Source organism: Motilimonas eburnea, assembly GCF_021295345.1.
Classification (GTDB): Bacteria; Pseudomonadota; Gammaproteobacteria; order Enterobacterales; family CBDFNC01; genus Motilimonas; species Motilimonas eburnea.
Genome location: NZ_JAIMJB010000005.1, coordinates 84,118 through 101,601, shown reverse-complemented (window position 1 = coordinate 101,601; position 17,484 = coordinate 84,118). Strand labels below are relative to the sequence as shown.

The 17,484-nt window shown below is 47.5% G+C and carries 17 protein-coding genes; 7 read left to right on the top strand and 10 right to left on the bottom strand.

The window, feature by feature from the left end:
* Positions 1-96: 96 nt before the first annotated feature.
* Together K6Y21_RS06420 and K6Y21_RS06415 are read left to right on the top strand one after the other, a co-directional pair.
* Positions 97-246, top strand: coding sequence for a hypothetical protein (locus K6Y21_RS06420; protein WP_233070954.1), 150 nt, complete (start codon positions 97-99; stop codon positions 244-246).
* Entirely contained in the window at positions 243-716 is a 474-nt protein-coding gene (locus K6Y21_RS06415) for a DoxX family protein (RefSeq protein ID WP_233070953.1), read from the top strand. Before K6Y21_RS06420 ends, K6Y21_RS06415 begins: the two co-directional genes overlap by 4 nt.
* 234 nt (positions 717-950) lie before the next feature.
* Here K6Y21_RS06415 and K6Y21_RS06410 read toward each other — a convergent pair whose 3' ends face one another.
* The 3 genes from K6Y21_RS06410 to K6Y21_RS06400 form a co-directional block, all read right to left on the bottom strand.
* Positions 951-1,505: a GNAT family N-acetyltransferase gene (locus K6Y21_RS06410; protein ID WP_233070952.1), complete on the bottom strand. Its 555-nt coding sequence runs from the start codon at positions 1,503-1,505 to the stop codon at positions 951-953.
* Positions 1,506-1,586: 81 nt separating this feature from the next.
* Complete coding sequence (locus K6Y21_RS06405; RefSeq protein ID WP_233070951.1) at positions 1,587-1,865, bottom strand: hypothetical protein; 279 nt, start codon at positions 1,863-1,865, stop codon at positions 1,587-1,589.
* Positions 1,866-1,931: 66 nt separating this feature from the next.
* Positions 1,932-2,408, bottom strand: a complete 477-nt coding sequence (locus tag K6Y21_RS06400; RefSeq protein ID WP_233070950.1) for a hypothetical protein — start codon at positions 2,406-2,408, stop codon at positions 1,932-1,934.
* A gap of 307 nt (positions 2,409-2,715) precedes the next feature.
* On the opposite strand from K6Y21_RS06400, the gene K6Y21_RS06395 reads away from it, so the two are divergent.
* A complete protein-coding gene (locus tag K6Y21_RS06395; RefSeq protein ID WP_233070949.1) occupies positions 2,716-3,414 on the top strand; it encodes a VC0807 family protein in 699 nt (232 codons plus the stop codon).
* 237 nt (positions 3,415-3,651) lie between these two features.
* On the opposite strand, the gene K6Y21_RS06390 is transcribed toward K6Y21_RS06395, so the two are convergent.
* The gene (locus K6Y21_RS06390) at positions 3,652-4,554 is read right to left on the bottom strand and encodes a LysR family transcriptional regulator (protein ID WP_233070948.1); all 903 of its coding nucleotides are present in this window, start codon (positions 4,552-4,554) and stop codon (positions 3,652-3,654) included.
* Between the two features lie 114 nt (positions 4,555-4,668).
* Between K6Y21_RS06390 and K6Y21_RS06385 the strand changes: the two genes are divergently transcribed.
* On the top strand, positions 4,669-4,947 hold the full coding sequence (locus K6Y21_RS06385; protein WP_233070947.1) for a DUF1330 domain-containing protein: 279 nt from the start codon (positions 4,669-4,671) through the stop codon (positions 4,945-4,947).
* A 200-nt stretch (positions 4,948-5,147) separates the two neighbouring features.
* Here the strand turns inward: K6Y21_RS06385 and K6Y21_RS06380 are convergent, their stop codons facing one another.
* Positions 5,148-6,002, bottom strand: a complete 855-nt coding sequence (locus K6Y21_RS06380; protein ID WP_233070946.1) for a delta-class carbonic anhydrase — start codon at positions 6,000-6,002, stop codon at positions 5,148-5,150.
* 291 nt (positions 6,003-6,293) lie between these two features.
* Between K6Y21_RS06380 and K6Y21_RS06375 the strand changes: the two genes are divergently transcribed.
* Entirely contained in the window at positions 6,294-8,456 is a 2,163-nt protein-coding gene (locus tag K6Y21_RS06375; RefSeq protein WP_233070945.1) for an exonuclease domain-containing protein, read from the top strand.
* On the opposite strand, the gene K6Y21_RS06370 is transcribed toward K6Y21_RS06375, so the two are convergent.
* Complete coding sequence (locus K6Y21_RS06370) at positions 8,453-8,974, bottom strand: DUF874 domain-containing protein (RefSeq protein ID WP_233070944.1); 522 nt, start codon at positions 8,972-8,974, stop codon at positions 8,453-8,455. The genes K6Y21_RS06375 and K6Y21_RS06370 overlap by 4 nt on opposite strands.
* A gap of 246 nt (positions 8,975-9,220) precedes the next feature.
* Between K6Y21_RS06370 and K6Y21_RS06365 the strand changes: the two genes are divergently transcribed.
* Positions 9,221-9,787 carry a DedA family protein gene (locus K6Y21_RS06365; protein ID WP_233070943.1) on the top strand — a complete coding sequence of 189 codons (567 nt, stop codon included), beginning with the start codon at positions 9,221-9,223 and terminating at the stop codon, positions 9,785-9,787.
* A gap of 207 nt (positions 9,788-9,994) precedes the next feature.
* The gene (locus K6Y21_RS06360; RefSeq protein WP_233070942.1) at positions 9,995-10,285 is read left to right on the top strand and encodes a GNAT family N-acetyltransferase; all 291 of its coding nucleotides are present in this window, start codon (positions 9,995-9,997) and stop codon (positions 10,283-10,285) included.
* A gap of 17 nt (positions 10,286-10,302) precedes the next feature.
* Here K6Y21_RS06360 and K6Y21_RS06355 read toward each other — a convergent pair whose 3' ends face one another.
* The 4 genes from K6Y21_RS06355 to K6Y21_RS06340 form a co-directional block, all read right to left on the bottom strand.
* Complete coding sequence (locus K6Y21_RS06355) at positions 10,303-10,803, bottom strand: protein disulfide oxidoreductase (protein WP_233070941.1); 501 nt, start codon at positions 10,801-10,803, stop codon at positions 10,303-10,305.
* Between the two features lie 3 nt (positions 10,804-10,806).
* The gene (locus K6Y21_RS06350) at positions 10,807-11,559 is read right to left on the bottom strand and encodes a DsbA family protein (RefSeq protein ID WP_233070940.1); all 753 of its coding nucleotides are present in this window, start codon (positions 11,557-11,559) and stop codon (positions 10,807-10,809) included.
* A gap of 9 nt (positions 11,560-11,568) precedes the next feature.
* Positions 11,569-13,701, bottom strand: coding sequence for a protein-disulfide reductase DsbD family protein (locus tag K6Y21_RS06345; RefSeq protein WP_233070939.1), 2,133 nt, complete (start codon positions 13,699-13,701; stop codon positions 11,569-11,571).
* A gap of 221 nt (positions 13,702-13,922) precedes the next feature.
* Positions 13,923-17,036, bottom strand: coding sequence for a HAMP domain-containing sensor histidine kinase (locus K6Y21_RS06340; RefSeq protein WP_233070938.1), 3,114 nt, complete (start codon positions 17,034-17,036; stop codon positions 13,923-13,925).
* Positions 17,037-17,484 lie beyond the last annotated feature (448 nt).

Below are 17,484 nucleotides of genomic sequence, written 5' to 3'. Positions count from 1 at the left end.
ATCGTCCAGCAGTATCGATGCTGAGTCCGTAGTGGGCTAGCCGCTGTTTTCATCTGCATTTCCGTGTTTTAAGGTGAATAAAACAAGGAGATAAAGATGATATTTATTAATAAGGTGTTAGTTATAACCGGCTTGATGGGGCATGTTGGCAACTTTGGTAAGACGGCTAAGCCACCAAGTTCGTTCACTGTGGTGTTGGTTGATCACTCAGAGGCGATGCAACAGCAGCAAGGGAGTGCAAAATGATCACGCCACTTATTATTTTGACCTTGCTTTGTGCCCCATTGCTGCTTTCTTACTTGTTAGGTAAGCGTACAAAGCAGGATAGATACCGTTATGCCAGCTATGGCATGGCCGTCTGTTTTGGTTTTTTTGCCTTTGGCCACTTTGTTCAAACCGCGGGCATGGCTGAGATGTTGCCGCCTTGGCTACCGATGCGCGTCTCCATTATTTACCTTACGGGGGTATTCGAATTGGTGATCGCCGTGGGCTTACTATTTGCTCGCTGGCGCAAGCTGTTTGGCCAAGTGGCTATCGCTACTTTTATCTGCTTTTTTGCGGCCAATGTTTATTCCGCCCTTAACAGTGTTGGCTTAGGTGGCCATCAATGGGGCCCGATTTACCTGCTGATCCGCACGCCACTGCAGTTGATACTCATCGTGTGGACGTATTACTTCTGCGTGCGAGGTGAACTGGGTGGTAACAAGGGCCAATGAGTTTTGAACGCGCTATTTTGTGTGCGAGCCATTGCGCATCATTTAAGATGAAACCACCCAAGCTCGGGCTAAAGCAAGCCTTGTGGGAGCGGTTTTTAAACCGCGAATCAACGGGTTTTCGACGCGTTATTTCGTAACCTGTGGGAGCTGCAGTAATGCAGCGATAAATGGGGAGACTAAATCGCCCCATGACTGGGGCTCCCACTGAGAAATAGTTACTCAAACTTCAATTCATCAGGCTCGCTGCGTCAGACAAGCCAATTCATAATAATGATTGTTATTAAATGAAAATTCCTGAATCACTTGCAAGCCCACTTTGTTGGTGTGCGCCGCATAAGATCGCGGATTAATTTTATTAATGAAAGTGACTAATACTGGGTATCTGGATGACATGTGCTGCAATGAAAACTCAAACACCAACTCTAATGCGCCTTGACCTCGTACGGATTTATCGACACAGACAGGCCCGTACTGATAAGAGTTGTCGGTGCTGAGCTGATAGCCTTCATAACTGAGACTAGGTAAGTCTTTGATCATGTGTGCAAACATGGGCCAGCGAGCCCAAAATTGCCACGAAGCCGCCATCGCATAAGCGACTATGCTCCCTGATTTAGTCACGACAGATAAACCTTGCTCAGACTCAATAAGCTCAACCAATTGCGCCCCAGTAAACGCAGTAGTGATAAAGCCATCCGCTTTATCTTGCTCGGCGATGGAATCAACCTGATAACGAGCGTGCAATTCAAGCACTTCGGGAATATCTGCCACTGTGGCTAAACGAGCTTTCATCGTTTTCCTTATTTAATGCGGAAGTGCGGATCAGTTAGTATTGGTTTTACAAATGATTTGGTAACTCTGATAGTGCCACAGTTACAGTTCTTTTTTGCATCGACTGCAATGTGATTTGGGAAGGCGCCAACCCGAATAATGCACCGTTTTGTAGATGACAGGCTCACCACATGAATTGCATTTCAATCGGATCAGATAAAAACAAAAATAGGCAAAATAACTAATGCTGAGCCAATAGGTGATGGATACTTTTTCCATACCATTGGCAAATGAGGCATCCGAGCCAAAAATAACATGCAATAGCCAAAGCATAACCATCATGACTAAGCGAAGGTAAAACCCTATTACAATCTTTGGCATAAGTTATCCCCTAAATGGTGGACGCCCCACCCATTGCCCATCGTGCAGGTTTTGTTCTTACAAGGTTCAACTATAAACTTCAGCAAACATTTCGATGCCCTTAAGGAAGTTATTGAACTCTGAATTTAGCTCCTCCTCTGTTTGGTTATCCATTTCTGCTTCCACATTATTGAGTGCACCGGCTAAGCTTTCGTTTTTTAGCTTGTCTGCGCTGATTTCGATGGTTTGGCCACCAATTTCATAGTGAAAGCCATTTTTCATAAAAATAGCGCCCAGCTCTATTTGTTTCTTTAAGCTGTTTTTTGCCTCTGCTAGTTTATCTTGCAATTCCTGATAATTGCTATGAGAACGGTAATACTCAACTTTTTTTTCAAAAATCTTAACGGTGATGAATGTTCTAAGGGTTGGAGTGGTCACCCTTGCTTCTTGCTTTAACACATCTTGTTGCGAAGTGTGCTCTCCAGCCTCTAACGGTGTTTCTCCCCAGTCAGCAAGAATCTCCCTTACCAGTTGATTCTTTCTATCAATATCAATTTTATCCATGATGAGCTCTCGTAATATTGTACGGCCACTAGGGGCCTAAGTTAGGCTAGAAAAATAAAGAATTTGATGTTTTTGTGATTGGTTGTCAATGGCTAAGCAAGTTGGTGTGAACTAAATGAGACTTTTGATTTTATCTACCGATTCAAAATGCTCTGAGAGCGAGCGTATTTATAGGTAGGGGGGCTTACTGGCTTGATTTGCCTAGATGGAGGAAGGTCACTCAAACAAACTTAAACCGTGGCATTTGTGTTCTGGTGGATAATTCGCTATAACCTTGGCTCTCGATTGGCAAACAATGACAGACACAATGAAAACTTCCTCGTCCCATAAACCACGTCCTATGATTGACCTCTTGGTCAGTATCATTATTCCTTCTTTTATCTTGATGAAACTCAGTGGTGACGAACAGTTGGGCGCCAGTGGTGGCTTGATTGTGGCGTTGGCTTTTCCCCTAGGCTGGGGCTTGTTTGAGCTGATCAAGTATAAAAAATTCAACTTTATTGCCTTGCTGGGTTTGGCCAGTGTGGCGTTAACCGGTGGTATTGGCTTGTTTGAGCTAGACACTAAGTGGTTGGCGATTAAAGAGGCGGCGATCCCTGCGGTGATAGGCATCGCGGTGTTGATTTCTGCGTTTACGCCTTATCCGCTGGTGCGCGCTTTGCTGTTTAATCCGGATGTGATGGATGTTGAGAAGATCAAGCAAAAGCTGGAAGAGCATAACAGCACGGCGGCATTTGAAAAGCGCCTGCTTAAGGCCACGTACTTGGTGGCTGGCTCTTTCGCCTTCTCGGCGGTGATGAACTATATCTTGGCAAAATGGTTGGTGACCAGCCCCGCGGGAACGCCTGCATTTAATGAAGAGTTGGGCCAGTTGACCCTGTATAGCTACCCCATGATTGCTTTGCCATCAATGCTGATGATGTTGGGGATCTTTTATTATTTATGGCGCACCATTCGAGATTTAACTGGGTTGACGCTAGAAGAAGTGATGTCACCCAAGCAGTAAAATGAATTTAAGGCCGCAGTGAGCGGCCTTTTTTTTGCTCTGGCTTTTGTGTTTATGATTAGTTTTATTCGCCGAGCGAGCTCGCCTCCCACAGGTTTGGTGGGGTTGTAGAGGTGGGTAAATTGTGGGACCTGAGCTTGCTCAGGGAATCGGGTTTGCATGATTGGTGACAATGAAGATGTGTTTGTTATTCGCCGAGCAAGCTCGTCTCCCACAGGTTATGGGAGACTGTGGGACTTAGCTATTACGCTGTTTAAAGTAATGGCAAATAAGTTGATAGAAGCGCTCAACATGGGCGGGCTTGTCGCCTTGATAAGCATGTAGAAAATAAAACTGCCACGCACGGCCTTGGTAGTTGGGAAGCACTTGGATCAGCTGCTGATTGGCCAATTGTTGCTGCGCTAAAAAAGCGGGAAACAGGGCGATGCCCATGTCGTGGAGTAGCATTTCTAATACTGTGCTCAAGGTGTTGGTTTTGATCCCATGCTCTAAGTTTAGGGTTTGCGCTTGCTTAGTGCTGACTTCAAGCAATTGAATATGTTGCTGTTGCCAAGGCGTGGCTATGTATTGATGTTGGCTAAGCTGACTGAGCTCGGTGATGGCCTGATGGCGCTGTAAATAGCGCGGGGAGGCACAAAATACTTCCGCTACCTTGCCGATGGCCAAGGCGCGATATTGACTGTCGCGTAGATCGCCACCAAAAATCGCCGCATCCAGATTGTGTTCTCTTAAATCTTGCCATTGACCACTAATCACTAATTCAGGCTTAAGTTTTGGGTAGGCTAGGCATAACTGCTTGAGTGCAGGAATGACGATGTGCTGTTCAAAAAAAGGCGGCACCGCCACTTTAAAACTGCCGCTGGGCTCGGCCTTCACTTGGTCTAGTTCGTTTAGGGTTTGGCTTAGATGTTCGCTAAGCAATTCGCTGCGGTTTAATAGAGTTTGTCCCACTGCGGTTAGGGCAACACCACGGGTATTGCGGGCCAATAATTGCTGACCTATTTCTTGCTCTAGGCGTTTGATTTGTTGGCTGACGGCCGATTTACTCATACCCAGTTTTTTCGCAGCTGCCGAAAAAGATCGCTTGTTAGCAACTTCCACAAAAATAAGCAGCAGGGGCGCAAGCTTGATAGTGTTCATAAATATAAACAATCAGTTTAATTATTGGCTATTGTTGATTTTGTTCTGGTTTCCTATGCTAAGTCAATCGATTAGATGAGCTAGTCGAGATGTTTAACAACTAAGGGAAGAGAGATGATGACAGCGTTAGTAATTGTGGATTCAACCCCGCTCGATGCGCAGCTGATGGCGCAATACCGCGAACAAGCTGCGGCAAGCTTAGTGCCTTTTGGCGGTGAATTTATCAGTAAAGGTGAGTTGCAAGTGTTACATGGTGAAACAGATTTTAGCCATAAAGCTGTGTTGCGCTTTGACTCACCAGAGCTGGCAAAAGCGTGGTACTACAGTGAGGCTTATCAGGCATTAACTGAGCTGCGTAATAAGGCAATGCACAGCCAGTTTCATTTGGTTTGATTTGGTGGCGTTATTCGCCGAGCGAGCTCGCCTCCCACAGGCTTGGTGGGGTTGTGGGGTTGTATAGGTGGGGAAATTGTGGGACCTGAGCTTGCTCAGGGAATCGGGTTTGCATGCTCAGTGACAGTGAGGCGTGTTTGTTGTTCGCCGAGCGAGCTCGCCTCCCACAGGTATCGAGGGAGGTGAGCTGGATATATTACTTAGTGGCCAGCAGACAGGAGATCTGGGTTGATCACTAGGTTACGTACACCGTGGGCGTGATCTTCATTGAAGTCGTTGCTTTCTAACCATTTAGCAACGGTAGCTATGTTCACTTTAGCTACTTGTGGACGCACACTCCACGTTACTTGTAGCGGTGAGCCCTTTTCATTGTAGCTAGGGCCAGTGGTTGAACCTGCGTATTGAATTGGCGTACCTGTGTTGTTTAGCATGTTAGTCGCTTGATACAAGCCGTTTTGCTCGGCGTATTCGGTTAGCTTAACAAAGTCTAGCGCCTTGCTGTCGTTAACTAGTACAAACACTTGGGTTTCAACGCGCAGTTGTGGGTTAACGATAGCCTCACTTAAACATGAGCCTAGTGTTGGGCCCGGCTTAACTTGTGCCGTGGTATGTACATAGTGCAATTCAATGGTGTCACCCGATTTAAGCTTGTTGTGCTCGCCTTTACCCACTTCTTGGGCAAACGGAGCTAGTTCGGCTTCGGTCAGCTTGCCGTTGTAAACGTAGCCGCTGTCAAAGCCTTTGCCGTCGCCGTTACCTGCGTACTTAGTAAATTCACCGCCCTTGTGCTCGGCGTTTTTGTGAAAGTGGATGTTACACAAGTTCATGGCTGTGTAAGCTGGGGCCGCAGAAAAAATGCGTTTGTTGTTACCCGCTAAGGTATCAATATCGCGCGGTGATTGCGGACCGAATCCCTTTCCTTGGGTGTTTTCGGCAAGTGCGGCGCGTTGCTGTGCAATCACGCTGTCATCTACGCTGTTGTCGCTGGCCGCTTGGCTAGCTAAAGGTAACAGAGCAAGGCTAGTACATAGTGCGATAAGTGTTTTGGTCATCATGTTATTCCAATTAACAAATTTGTTTAGCGGCGCGATGGCGTTATATCGTGCCAGGGAGAGGTGTGTCCGCAGAGTTGGTTGAACCCGTCATCCCCGCGGCGCGTTATCAAGGTGGCGCAAGAATAGAGGATTTCAGTTGCTAAAATTGTGATGAATATCATCTTTTTATTGTCGGTATGATGAAGTTAAGTTAATGAATTAAAATTGATTTTATGAGTAAGGCGGAAAGGTTTTGGTATAAAAGAATAAACTAGGTTATGCTTTTGTGTATTTATATACAGTATTTGAGCCATGAAAACCCTGCCCGAAAAGTATTATCTGAGCCACTTTTTTGAGCTGCTGCGTTTTATTAAAACAACCAGCTGGCACTTGCTCACACCAGCGCAGCAACAGCAATTGGCGCAGGTGCAGGGGTTAACCGAGCCTGCTTTGTGTTTGCTGGTGCGCATTGTTAATCGCAAAAGCCGCTTTGTGCAGTGGTCGCAGCTCAATTATGACGAAATTCCCGACCGCGATGCCGCGCTAGCCGAGTTAAAAGCGCAGCAATTAGTATCATCGGCTGCTTCATCTCCCTTAACCGACTTATTGCCTGAGCTGAATAAGGCGCAGCTACAAGCCATTTGCGTTAGCGCGAATGTGGCAGCCATGCCTGCTGCCTCCGCCAAAAAACAGCTTTGGTATCAATGCGCTTTAGACCATAGTGATGCTATCGATACCGATCAACATGAACTCTGTCAGGCTTATTTGCACTCTGATTTTCGGGCTCTGTTTGAGTACGGCTTGTTTCTTTATTTTGGTCACCTAGGTGGCACCCTAGCGCAATTTGCGATGCGTGATCTGGGGATGCTCAAAACTATGGCTGGCTCGTCAGCGCCCAGCTTAAATGCCCACTTTGATCAGCTGGATGAAGCCCAATCTGGCTACTACTACATCCAACAACTTAGGCTTTTAAAACAATGGGGTGAAGCGGCAAAACAGCAAGCGGCTGAAGAGCTATTGAGTGAGGCAAGCGTCATACCTGTAGGCAGCTATGCCAGCGATAAGTTTGACTTACTCAGCTATAAATTGGGCGTGCAATTATTCGAACAAGATCAGGCGCAAGGCTTGGCGCTGCTGGCATTAAGTGGCCATGCCTCGGCGCAAGAAAAACGCATTCGCCTGTTATATCAGCAAGGCGAATTATCGACTTGTCAGCAGCTGTTAAACGCCATATTGGACGATGGCAGCGATGAGCACTTGGTGTTTTTTGCCCAAGACTTTTTGCGCTTGAAATTCTCGGCTCAGCGCACCTCAATGTTAACCGACATGCTGCGCAACGCCGCGCCGGCCATTGCACTGGACGAAGCCTTTGTTGGTTCGCCTGAGCAAGGCGTGATTGACCATTATCAGCGCCAAGGCGTTACCGCCATTCACGGCGAAAACCAAATTTGGCGAGCCCTGTTTTGCTTAACCTTTTGGCCGCAGCTTTACCTTGATGATAAAAGTCAGCTGAGTAATGAGTTTTCTCTGCTGCCGAAAACCATTAAAGACAATACCTTTTATGCCACCTTTAGCGCTGAGATAGAGGCGCGGCTCGCTCAGCTGCAAACCCCTGCGGCGTTCAAGGCTTGGTTAGTACAGCAAGTCGCGCAGCATTATGGCAAGCCCAATGGTTTTATGTTTTGGCACGACGATTTGTTGCAAGATCTGGCGCTGCTGGTGGATCACGCCCCAAGCCAAGCGTTGACGAACCATTTACGCTTAATGAGTCAGCAATATTTAAGTGTCAAAGATGGCTACCCCGACTTAATCGGTGTGAAGGACGGTCAGCTGTTTGCGCAAGAAATCAAAGCCCCCGGTGACAGTTTACGACGCAATCAGTGGATCAGGATCCAGCAATTAAGCCAAGCAGGTTTTGCGATATCCATTCAGCCGGTGGTGTGGCAGCTGGATCCGCAGCAGCCTTATGTGATTGTTGACGTGGAAACCACGGGAGGCCATAAAGATTATGACCGCATTACCGAAATCGCCATGGTGAAAGTGGTGGCCGGTAAGGTAGTGGATACCTTTACCAGTTTGGTCAACCCATTGCGCCATATTCCCCAGCGCATTACCGCACTAACCGGTATCAGCAATCAAATGGTGGCCGATGCACCCGAGTTTACTCAATTGGCGCAAGGGGTCGATGAGTTTAGCCAAGGCGCCATTTTTGTTGCCCACAACGTGAATTTTGATATGGGCATGGTGAAGTCAGAATTTGCCCGCTGCGGGCTAGATTATCGCCGCGCCAAGCTTTGTACCGTGGTATTAGCGCGTAAATGGTTACCCGGCTATGACTCTTATTCGTTAGCCAATATTTGCTCGGCCCGAGGCATAAATCTGCAAGGCCATCACCGTGCTTTAAATGATGCCCTTGCCACGGCGGAGCTGTTTATTGAAATTAACAATCTACGCCATGCTGATAGCGCAGATTAAAGGCCAAGCTCTCGCACCATGATGAAAGCAAGTCCGACCATTTGCAGCAACAGGGCGATGTTTTTCATGGTGGCGGCTTGCTGTCGCAAGTGTTGCTCTTGCTCGTTGAGCTCGAGGTTAGCGAGATATAAGTTGTTTACCTTGTCTCTGTCTTGTTGCTGTTGTTGATCTAGTGCTGCGTTGATCTCAGTTAACTGACTAAGGGATATTTCAGGTAAGGGTTGGCGCAGGTAGTAGTAGATTTGCTGATTCAGTGCGTTGGCGATTTTGGCATCGAGATCACCTTGATTTAACAAGCTTAATAACAGCTCTCGTTTTCTTTCGAGGTCGGATACGTGTTGCCAGCGTAGTTGGCTAAGGCGGTTGTTTTGTTGCTGCTTATGCTGCAGCAAGTTGATCTGATCTTGGTAGCTTTCAACAACGACATGGCTCATTAATGCCGCCCCTAGATTCATGGCTAGGCCAAGTGTTAACCAAAACCCCGCCTTTCTAAACCAGCTAGGTAGCGAAAATTGCATCTTGGCCTCCGCGCTATGGCTACATCAAGTCACTTTAGCTTTAGTATGACTTTAATTCGGCTCATTGGTGGCGGTATTCACTTTACATTTGCCTGTGTCGGTTGCGAATAACGTGGAATATGCCCTCAGTTGGCCTATTCTTGGCCACTGTTAAAAAGGGGATGGCCTGAAAAAGCTGATCGATATCGCGGTGTCACCCATATACATAGGAGGAGCACAGTTGTAACCACTAACAAGGCAAGGGATATGGAACAAGTATGGGCATTGCTCAATCAGTATGGCGTTTGGGTGTATGGCCTATTATTCGTTTACTGCGCACTCAAAAGCGGCAGCTTGCCACTGTTTGCTGGCTATGCCGCCCATCATGGCGCCTTAAGTTTGGCAGGGGTGGCGTTAGTGACGTTTCTTGGTGGTTACTTAGGTGATGAATTACGGTTTGTCTTAGCCCGTCGATACGGTGATTCGTGGTTAAATAAGCCCAACTGGTTCGGTCGTTTATTTCGCCATGGCCGTGAATTGGCCCAGCGCTATGGTAGCTATTATATTTTTATTTACCGTTACCCTAAGGGGCTGCGCACGGTCGGTTCATTGCCCATTGGCCTAACCGATATGCCTTGGGCACGATTTACTTGGCTCAACGGGGCGTCTGCTCTGCTCTGGGTAACTCTGTTAGTGGGTGGGGGATACAGCTTTGGTGCGACCTTTGATGCCTTAGGAGTCACTCATTTTACGGCCTTCACAGTGCTGTTATTAGTGCTATTTTTATTAGGTATGTTGCGGTTATGGTGGCGGCAATCGCGATTGGGTCTGTGATTCCGGTGGGAGCCCCAGTGATGGGGCGATTTGGTCTGTGATTCCGGTGGGAGCCCCAGTGATGGAGCGATTTGGCCTGTGATTCCTGTGGGAGCTCCAGTAATGGGGCGATTTGGTTTGTTCATTTATCGCTGCATGACTGCAGCTCCCACAGCATGGCTGCATCTACCACAGCCTACCCTAGCCGTTATTCACTGAGGAGGAATTATGTCGATAGGGCATCAACAACAAGCGCAGTCTGGCCGCTTTTATACCGAGCCTGATGGCCCTGATAGCGCCGAGATGACTTACACTCGTGAGGGAGAAGTTATTTATATCAACAGCACCTTAGTGCCAGAGCAGTTTCGTGGTCAGGGCATTGCAATGCAATTGATGGAAGCCATGGTCGCCTTCGCTGCGCTGGAAGGTTTGCAGGTGGTGCCGCGTTGCAGCTATGTGGAGGCGATGTTTAAACGCCATCCACAATGGCAACCTTTATTGCACCAGCCGTTGGTATAGCCGTTGGCTTGATTGAGTTAGGCAAACACCATTCGCCACCACAGCCCGGGCAAGCTGGTGAATCCTGTGGTGTAGTGAACGATTTTGTTATCCTTGACCACCATGATGGTGGGCGTAACGCTGATGTTCCAAGTTTGGCCTAGCTGGCCTGTGGTATCGTTAATGACGTTAAACTGATATTCATGGTGCTGGATGTATTGGTTAAGCCTCTCATCTTCCCCTGAGCGAATGGCGACACTCACCGTGGGGTGGTTTTCTGCCATACTGCTCACGGCGGGGCTAACATAATTACACACCTGACACCAAGTGCCCCAAAAATACACCAGCACGGCTTGATCTTTACTTAGCTCGGCCAAGTCGATGGTTTGGCCACTGATGCTGGTGGCCGTTAATGGCGGCAAATATTGTTTATCCAAATGGCGGCCGCGCCACCAATCCATGGCGACGGTCACTAGGGTAAGAATGATGGCTAAATACAGGGCCTGCTTGGCCCATTTTATGAGTTTTCCCTTAACCATGGCTTATTCCTGCATCGCCAGTGCTTTTTCTACGCCAGCGTGCAGCTGATCGTAATCCACTAAGCCGGGTACGATTTGGTCGGCAAAGACCAGACTGGGTGTGCCGCGCAGGCCAAGAGCTTGCATTAAGTTCATGTTGTTATTGATGACATTTTGAATGCCGGCATCGGCTTTATCTAGCCATTGCTCGGTACCTGTGGCTTTGGCTGCTTGGGCAATGCTGGCACTATCGAGGCGGGTCGGCTTGGCCATTAATAGCTTTTTCAGCGCTAAGTATTTTTCTGGCTCATGCTGCCACACGGTTTGGGCAAATCTGACCGCTTCGGTGGAGCTTTCGCCCAGTAACGGCACCATTTTTACGCGGATCTGCAGCTCAGGAAAGGCTTTAACAAGTTTATCCAAATGAGGCTCGATGCGTTTACAGTAAGGGCAGTTAAAGTCGGTGAAGTAGGTCATCACTAATTTGGGATTTTCGGCGCCAAACCAAGGGTCGGTAGGGCTGGCGAAAATCGCATCGGCTTGCCCTTTAAGAAAATCTTGCTGGGCATTTTGCGCTTGCGCTTCTTCATGGTTTTGCAATGCCACAATGGCTTCTTTGAGGATGCTAGGATCTTCAACCAAAGCTTGTTTAATCAAGGTTTTTAGCTCCTCGCGTTGAGCGTCGCTAAAGCTAGATGATTCGGCATAAACCAAGGGGCTGGCTAAAGGAGTAGCCAATAATAAGGCGCTAATTGAAAGACGAGTTAATGAGTTCATGGCTAGTTCCTATTGAGTTAATGGGGCGCCAGCGCGGTTGATGGCATCGAGCACATCATCGCTGCTGAGGATCACAGGTAAAGGGATGCCTTGTGGCGCGTTAGGGCCAAAGACAATGTTAAAGGGGATACCGTAGCGGCCGTATTGCGCTAAAAAGTCGCTGATATGCGGCGCAGGCTTGGTCCAGTCTCCCTTCATTAAGTACATATTTGGCTGTTGCAAAGCGCCGTAAACGGGTTGTTGCAGCAGTACGCCTACCTTGTTGGCTTTACAGGTAATACACCAGTCGGCGGTGACATCGACAAAAACTGTATTGCCCTTGGCAACTTGCTGCGCTATGTCTTGTTGCTCCAGCATGTGCCAAGCCAGATCGGGATTGAGTGGTGTCGCCCAATGTTCACTGGTCACGGCGGCAAGGATGCCCACTAGGCCTAAACCGAGAAAGCTCAGGCTAATGCCAATCAGGGCGATTTTGGCGCCAAACTTACGTTTGACTAACACGCAAATGGCAATGGCCAGCGCGCCGTAGATCACCCATAACCAAGGCCCAATAAAGCTAGCCAGTAAGCTTAACAGCCATACCGTTGTGGCCAGTAGCATAAAGGCAAACAGCAGCTTAATGTGGTTCATCCAGCGACCCGGGCGGGGCAGGTATCTGGCCAGTTGTGGAAGGGCAGCAATCAGCAGCCAAGGCAAAGCCATGCCGATACCTAATGCGGTGAAGATAATAAATAAGCTAGGCGTGTCGGCTGCTAGCGCAAAGGCGACAGCTGTGCCTAAAAACGGCGCACTACAAGGGGTGGCCAATAAGGTGGCAAACATGCCTTGTAAATAATGCCCGCCATAATGCTGGCCCCCAGTCGGCTGGCCCCCAGTCGTTGCTAGCTTGGTTTGCAGCGAGCTGGGTAAGTGAATAGAGAACAAGCCCAGCATGTTAAGGGCAAATAAGCCGGTGACGACAACCATAAAGCCGATAAACCAAGGCTGCTGAAATTGAATGCCCCAGCCGATACTTTGTCCGCTTAGTTTGAGTAGCCAAACCGCCCCGGCTAATAGCCAAAATGAGCTAATAATGCCCGCTGCCGAAGCAATAAACTGCAGTCGAGTTTGCTGTTTGGTTTGCGCTTTGGCGGTGACAATCGAGCTGAGTTTGATGCCTAGCACGGGCAGCACGCAGGGCATCACGTTTAAGATCAAGCCACCGGCTAAGGCCAGTAACAACATGCTCAGCCAACTAAACGGGGTATTGAAGGCACCGCCTTGGTAATCCGCGGCGCTAAACTGCCCTGCTTGGGCGACCCCTGCCACTTCTAAGGCAACCGCTGGCATGCTGGCTTCATCTAAGATCACGAGACTAATGGCTTGCTGGTCTAAATTGACTTCACCAAGCCAGCCGGACACATTAATCAGGCCGCGTAATTGATTTTGGCCTAATTGGTTTTGGCCTAATTGGTTTTGGTTTAGTTGTAATGGCTCAACCTTAAAATAGGTATCGCCATCGCCCACCACAAAAACTTGGGTGCTGCTAGACAAGCTGATGGCTTGACTTGGTAGCTGGATATCAAAAGCGAGTTGTTGACGCTCTTGTTGCCAAATCAGCTGATCTAGTTTGGCCAGCTTGGGGTCTTGCACTGGCACTAGCGCCATGGCCTTGTTGTAGGCATACATGGCATCGCTGTCGATGCTCAATTCGCTGGGATTGAAATCTAGCTGTAATTGATAGTCGGTGAGCACGCAAACTGTGGTACAGCTGGGTAAGGTTAAGGTGCCTGTTAACTGGCTGGGTGCATTAAATTGGCTTACCTTAATCTGCAGTGGAAAGCTGACCGCTTCTAGATAACCTAAGGTTTCAAGCCCTAAGGTTTTAAAGCGCTGCGGCGCTGGCCACAGCCATTTAACTTCATCTATATTGCTGGAAGCTTGCCAATTGGCGCTTGGCGCGATGCCGCCTTCGCCGGGTGTTTGCCAGTAGGTTTTCCAATCATCTCTGAGTTTGACTTGCAATACACCCGTTACGGTTTGGCTGGCGGCATCGCTTTGCCCCGTGAGTGCTAGTTGCACTTGCAGCGGCGGGTGCTGCGGATTGGTTAACCAGCCTGTGCTGGTGGCATGGGCAAGGTTAAAGGAGAGTAGGCTAAGCATTAGACTTAGCAGCCAAAAGAGTCGAACCAACTTATTAAGCTCCGAAAATGACAGTGTTATTGAAATAGACCGTGCGGATGCTTATTTCTTTCATGATGTTAAAAAAATGATCGCGCAGTAGCTTTGTATTACTGCGCTAGGGGAATTACAAGTTAATCGCGGGAAACTTACTTAGCTTTACATATCTCTTTTGATTTATCTTTTGATTGAGCGGGTTTGGTTTAGCTTTGCTCGGTTAACCATCGTTTAATTTGCTCTGCCTGCTGAGTCAGTTCGGCGAGTTCGGCTTCGCTAGCAAAATGGGCTTCTTTCGAGCCAGCTAATTCTAATTGTTTGTTTAAGTTAGAAAAATCGGTAAAGCCAAAATTGGCACTGGCCGACTTCATGCTGTGCACTTCGCGAATATAGGCTTCCAAATCATTTTCTTGGATTTGTTTTGGCAGATTTGCTTGCTGTTCATCTAGGCTAGTCACAAATGCGTCGATGAGTATGTTGAAGTTTTGTCCCATGGCTTTCTTCAAGCTGTCAAACGCATTTTGGTCAATAAAGTGACTGTCATTTTGCATTGAGGTATTTGATTCCATCATTGACTCCTTATTTTGTAATGGCTGCGTAGCAACTTCAGTTACCTGAGTATCGGTTGCAGCCGCGGCATCAGCATCTGGCTTGGTTTTTGGGGTAAGCCAATGTTGCAACATGCGTATTAACGCTTGCTGTTCAAAGGGTTTAGCAAGAAAATCATTCATGCCGACATCAAAGCAACGTGTTCTATCGGTATCTAAGGCATTGGCTGTTAAGGCAATAATAGGAATAGGATCGCCTAACTCTTCGGCCCTGATTCTTATCGTTGCTTGATAGCCGTCAAGCACCGGCATTTGGCAGTCCATCAAGATCAAGTCGTAGTCTTGCTGGCGCCATTTCTCTATGGCTTGCTGGCCGTTTTGAGCGATGTCTACGTTTAGGCCGAACTTTTCAAGCATGGCGGTGGCAACCAGTTGATTGGTGGTGACGTCCTCGGCCAATAGGATCCGCCCTTCTAGCTGTTGGGCAAGGGGCTCATTTTCATGCTGAGAAAAGGTGGTTGATGCCTGGCTATGCCTGAGTAAGTTGTCGATGACGGGATATAATATGGTGCGAATAATGGGTTTGCTTAAAATCTTAGACGCACCCGCTTGCTTAAGTTTTTCATTGTCTTGCAGCTGGCAGGAGGAAGAGAGCACCAGAATAGGTAAAGCGTGGTATTGGGTCAGGTTTCTGGTTTGCTGGATCAAGCTTGCACCGTCAAGGGCCGGCATTTGGTAGTCGGTGATCAACAATTGGTAATGGTTATCTGGTTGCTGTAACTGGGCCAATGCAACCAAGGGGTCTGCTTCTAAGGTCAGTTCAAGCGCTAATGGGGCGAGTAAGCGTTCAAGAATACGTAGGTTAAGCGGGTTGTCATCGACGACTAATACCTTGGCCCCTTTGGTGGCGGTGCTGGGTTTGAATTGGCTCGTTTGATGTAGCCCCAAAGGTAAGTGAAGGGTAAAACAGGTTCCTTGTCCGGGCTCACTACTCAGTGAAATATTGCCACCCATGAGATCGCACAGCTGCTTGCATATGGCGAGGCCCAACCCCGTACCTCCATATTTACGGGTAGTTGAAGAGTCGGCTTGCGTAAATGAGGAGAACAAATGAGGTTGAATATGGTGAGGAATGCCGATGCCGGTATCTTCGACTGAAATAGCGAACAGGTATTGTCCATACTGATCTTGCTCTGCGTTTACCTTGACGGTGATGTGCCCTTGTTCGGTAAACTTGATGGCGTTACCAATTAAGTTGATCAGTAATTGACGGATGCGGTAAGCATCGCCGATCACCATGCTCGGGCATTCCACTTCATAATCAAGAATAAGTTCGAGTCCCTTTTCATCAGACTGTAATGATAGGGATTGGCAGGTTTCGTAACACTCCTTCTCTAAGTCAAAAGGCATGTTATCTAAGCTTAAGTGGCCCGCCTCGATCTTAGAAAAATCCAATATGTCATTGATAATAATTAATAAAGAAGAGCCGGATTGATACAGGATATCGGCGTATTCTTTTTGTTGCTGTGTTAGGCCGGAGTTTTGCAGTAACTGAGCCATGCCGAGGACCCCATTGAGTGGGGTGCGAATTTCGTGGCTCATGGCGGCTAAAAATTCGCTCTTGGCCTTAGTGCTTGCCTCGGCTTTTTCATTCGCAATTTCGAGCTCTTGGGTGCGCGCGAGGATCTTTTCGTCCAAGCTTTGTTTTTCTTGTTCAAGTAAATGACGTGAATGCTCAAGGTTGTGGGCTAAATGATTAAGGGTTTTGCCAAGGTGGCCCAGCTCGTCTTTGCCTAGATCGGGCAGTTGGTAATTGAAATTGCCTTGATCAAGTTGCTCCGTGCCTTGTTGTAGCACTTCGATGCGGCGAAATAGCTGGCGTTTTAGCCCCCAATATAGCCCCACTAGCAGCAATAGTGTCATCAGCAGCACGACGCTGAATAATAATGTTTGTGATTTTTCTATGGTGGCATTGAGTCGGGCTTTATCGTGAATGATATACATGGTCATTTCTTGGTTGGCGACCATGATGTTTTTACCGATCACGCGGACCTTGTCACTGGGGGTAAAAGGGCTGCCTTCTTGACGGGGATCGGAACTGACAATAATGATGTTGTTGCTGTCTGTGATTAACGCATCAAGGATAGCGGAGCCGTGATCTTGTTGTTCTTGGGTGAGCTCAAGTAGGGTGTTTTCGCTGGCACTTTGCCAATCAAACGACAGTACGACCCAACCGAGTAGGTCACCTTCTTGTTTTACCGGGGCAATGATCCACTGGTGCAGTGTTTGCTGTTGCAGTAACGGATCCATATCCGGCTTGCTGATTAAGGCTTGATTAGTCGAAAGCCCCGGAAACAACGGGTGATTTTTAGTGGTTCGACTTAGCCAGGTAAAGGTGTTAAGGGGAGAGCCTTGGCTATTTCGGTTACTGGCGGCAAGAATATCGGCATCTAAATCAAGTACTAAAATATAAGTGAGGTAGGGGTAGAGGGCGACGATGTTGTTCAATTGGCTGGCGATATCTTGCGGTTGATAGCGCTGGAGCACCGCGTGAATATCTGGATTTTGCGCCGTGACGGTGGCGTTATGAATCAAAAATTGTGCGCGATCGTTAAACCGGCTTTCGGTCATGTTGAGATAACTGTAAAGCAATTGTTGCAATTGCTCATCGTCGACCTTTTTTACATTTTGAAGAATGTACAAGCCGAGTGTGAGCATGACGCCCAGAACGATAGTGCTAATTAGCAGCAGTAATTTGGATACTAAGGACATACACACTCGAAACTAGCTGAGTAATCAGGAATAAAAAATCTGATTTAATAAATAGTTAGAACCAGTGTAGTTGAGATTTTAATGGCTGTGAAAGGGGCTGAGTGCAATAAAGAGATATCTTTGAAGCAGCTCACTTGTCATGATCACTCTCGCCTAGAAACTGGAATCCGCCCCTTATCCCCATAAGTACGAATTCCTTGTAAATCATGAACAAGCAAGCTATTGGTTGTTGCAATACGTTAGACGCTTAGAGAGACCGTAAAAACTCTCTAATGTGTACAAAATTTAGTTTAGCCGAAATAAGCTGAATATAAGCTGTATTTTTCTCAGTCTTTTCTAGTGCCTATATTTTAACTTATTGTATTTAATTTACTTTTAGGATTAACATTAACTATCTTTCATACAGTCTTCATGCTTTAGAAAGATCAAAAGGCTTGATTAAAGCAGG

Bases quoted from the DNA above. Each gene is read 5' to 3' on its own strand.
- K6Y21_RS06395 (WP_233070949.1), top strand. From the start codon at position 2,716: ATGAAAACTTCCTCGTCCCATAAACCACGTCCTATGATTGACCTCTTG.
- K6Y21_RS06420 (WP_233070954.1), top strand. From the start codon at position 97: ATGATATTTATTAATAAGGTGTTAGTTATAACCGGCTTGATGGGGCAT.
- K6Y21_RS06365 (WP_233070943.1), top strand. From the start codon at position 9,221: ATGGAACAAGTATGGGCATTGCTCAATCAGTATGGCGTTTGGGTGTAT.
- K6Y21_RS06380 (WP_233070946.1), bottom strand. From the start codon at position 6,002: ATGATGACCAAAACACTTATCGCACTATGTACTAGCCTTGCTCTGTTA.
- K6Y21_RS06375 (WP_233070945.1), top strand. From the start codon at position 6,294: ATGAAAACCCTGCCCGAAAAGTATTATCTGAGCCACTTTTTTGAGCTG.
- K6Y21_RS06340 (WP_233070938.1), bottom strand. From the start codon at position 17,036: ATGTCCTTAGTATCCAAATTACTGCTGCTAATTAGCACTATCGTTCTG.
- K6Y21_RS06370 (WP_233070944.1), bottom strand. From the start codon at position 8,974: ATGCAATTTTCGCTACCTAGCTGGTTTAGAAAGGCGGGGTTTTGGTTA.
- K6Y21_RS06410 (WP_233070952.1), bottom strand. From the start codon at position 1,505: ATGAAAGCTCGTTTAGCCACAGTGGCAGATATTCCCGAAGTGCTTGAA.
- K6Y21_RS06350 (WP_233070940.1), bottom strand. From the start codon at position 11,559: ATGAACTCATTAACTCGTCTTTCAATTAGCGCCTTATTATTGGCTACT.
- K6Y21_RS06400 (WP_233070950.1), bottom strand. From the start codon at position 2,408: ATGGATAAAATTGATATTGATAGAAAGAATCAACTGGTAAGGGAGATT.
- K6Y21_RS06415 (WP_233070953.1), top strand. From the start codon at position 243: ATGATCACGCCACTTATTATTTTGACCTTGCTTTGTGCCCCATTGCTG.
- K6Y21_RS06390 (WP_233070948.1), bottom strand. From the start codon at position 4,554: ATGAACACTATCAAGCTTGCGCCCCTGCTGCTTATTTTTGTGGAAGTT.
- K6Y21_RS06385 (WP_233070947.1), top strand. From the start codon at position 4,669: ATGATGACAGCGTTAGTAATTGTGGATTCAACCCCGCTCGATGCGCAG.
- K6Y21_RS06355 (WP_233070941.1), bottom strand. From the start codon at position 10,803: ATGGTTAAGGGAAAACTCATAAAATGGGCCAAGCAGGCCCTGTATTTA.
- K6Y21_RS06360 (WP_233070942.1), top strand. From the start codon at position 9,995: ATGTCGATAGGGCATCAACAACAAGCGCAGTCTGGCCGCTTTTATACC.
- K6Y21_RS06345 (WP_233070939.1), bottom strand. From the start codon at position 13,701: ATGCTTAGCCTACTCTCCTTTAACCTTGCCCATGCCACCAGCACAGGC.
- K6Y21_RS06405 (WP_233070951.1), bottom strand. From the start codon at position 1,865: ATGCCAAAGATTGTAATAGGGTTTTACCTTCGCTTAGTCATGATGGTT.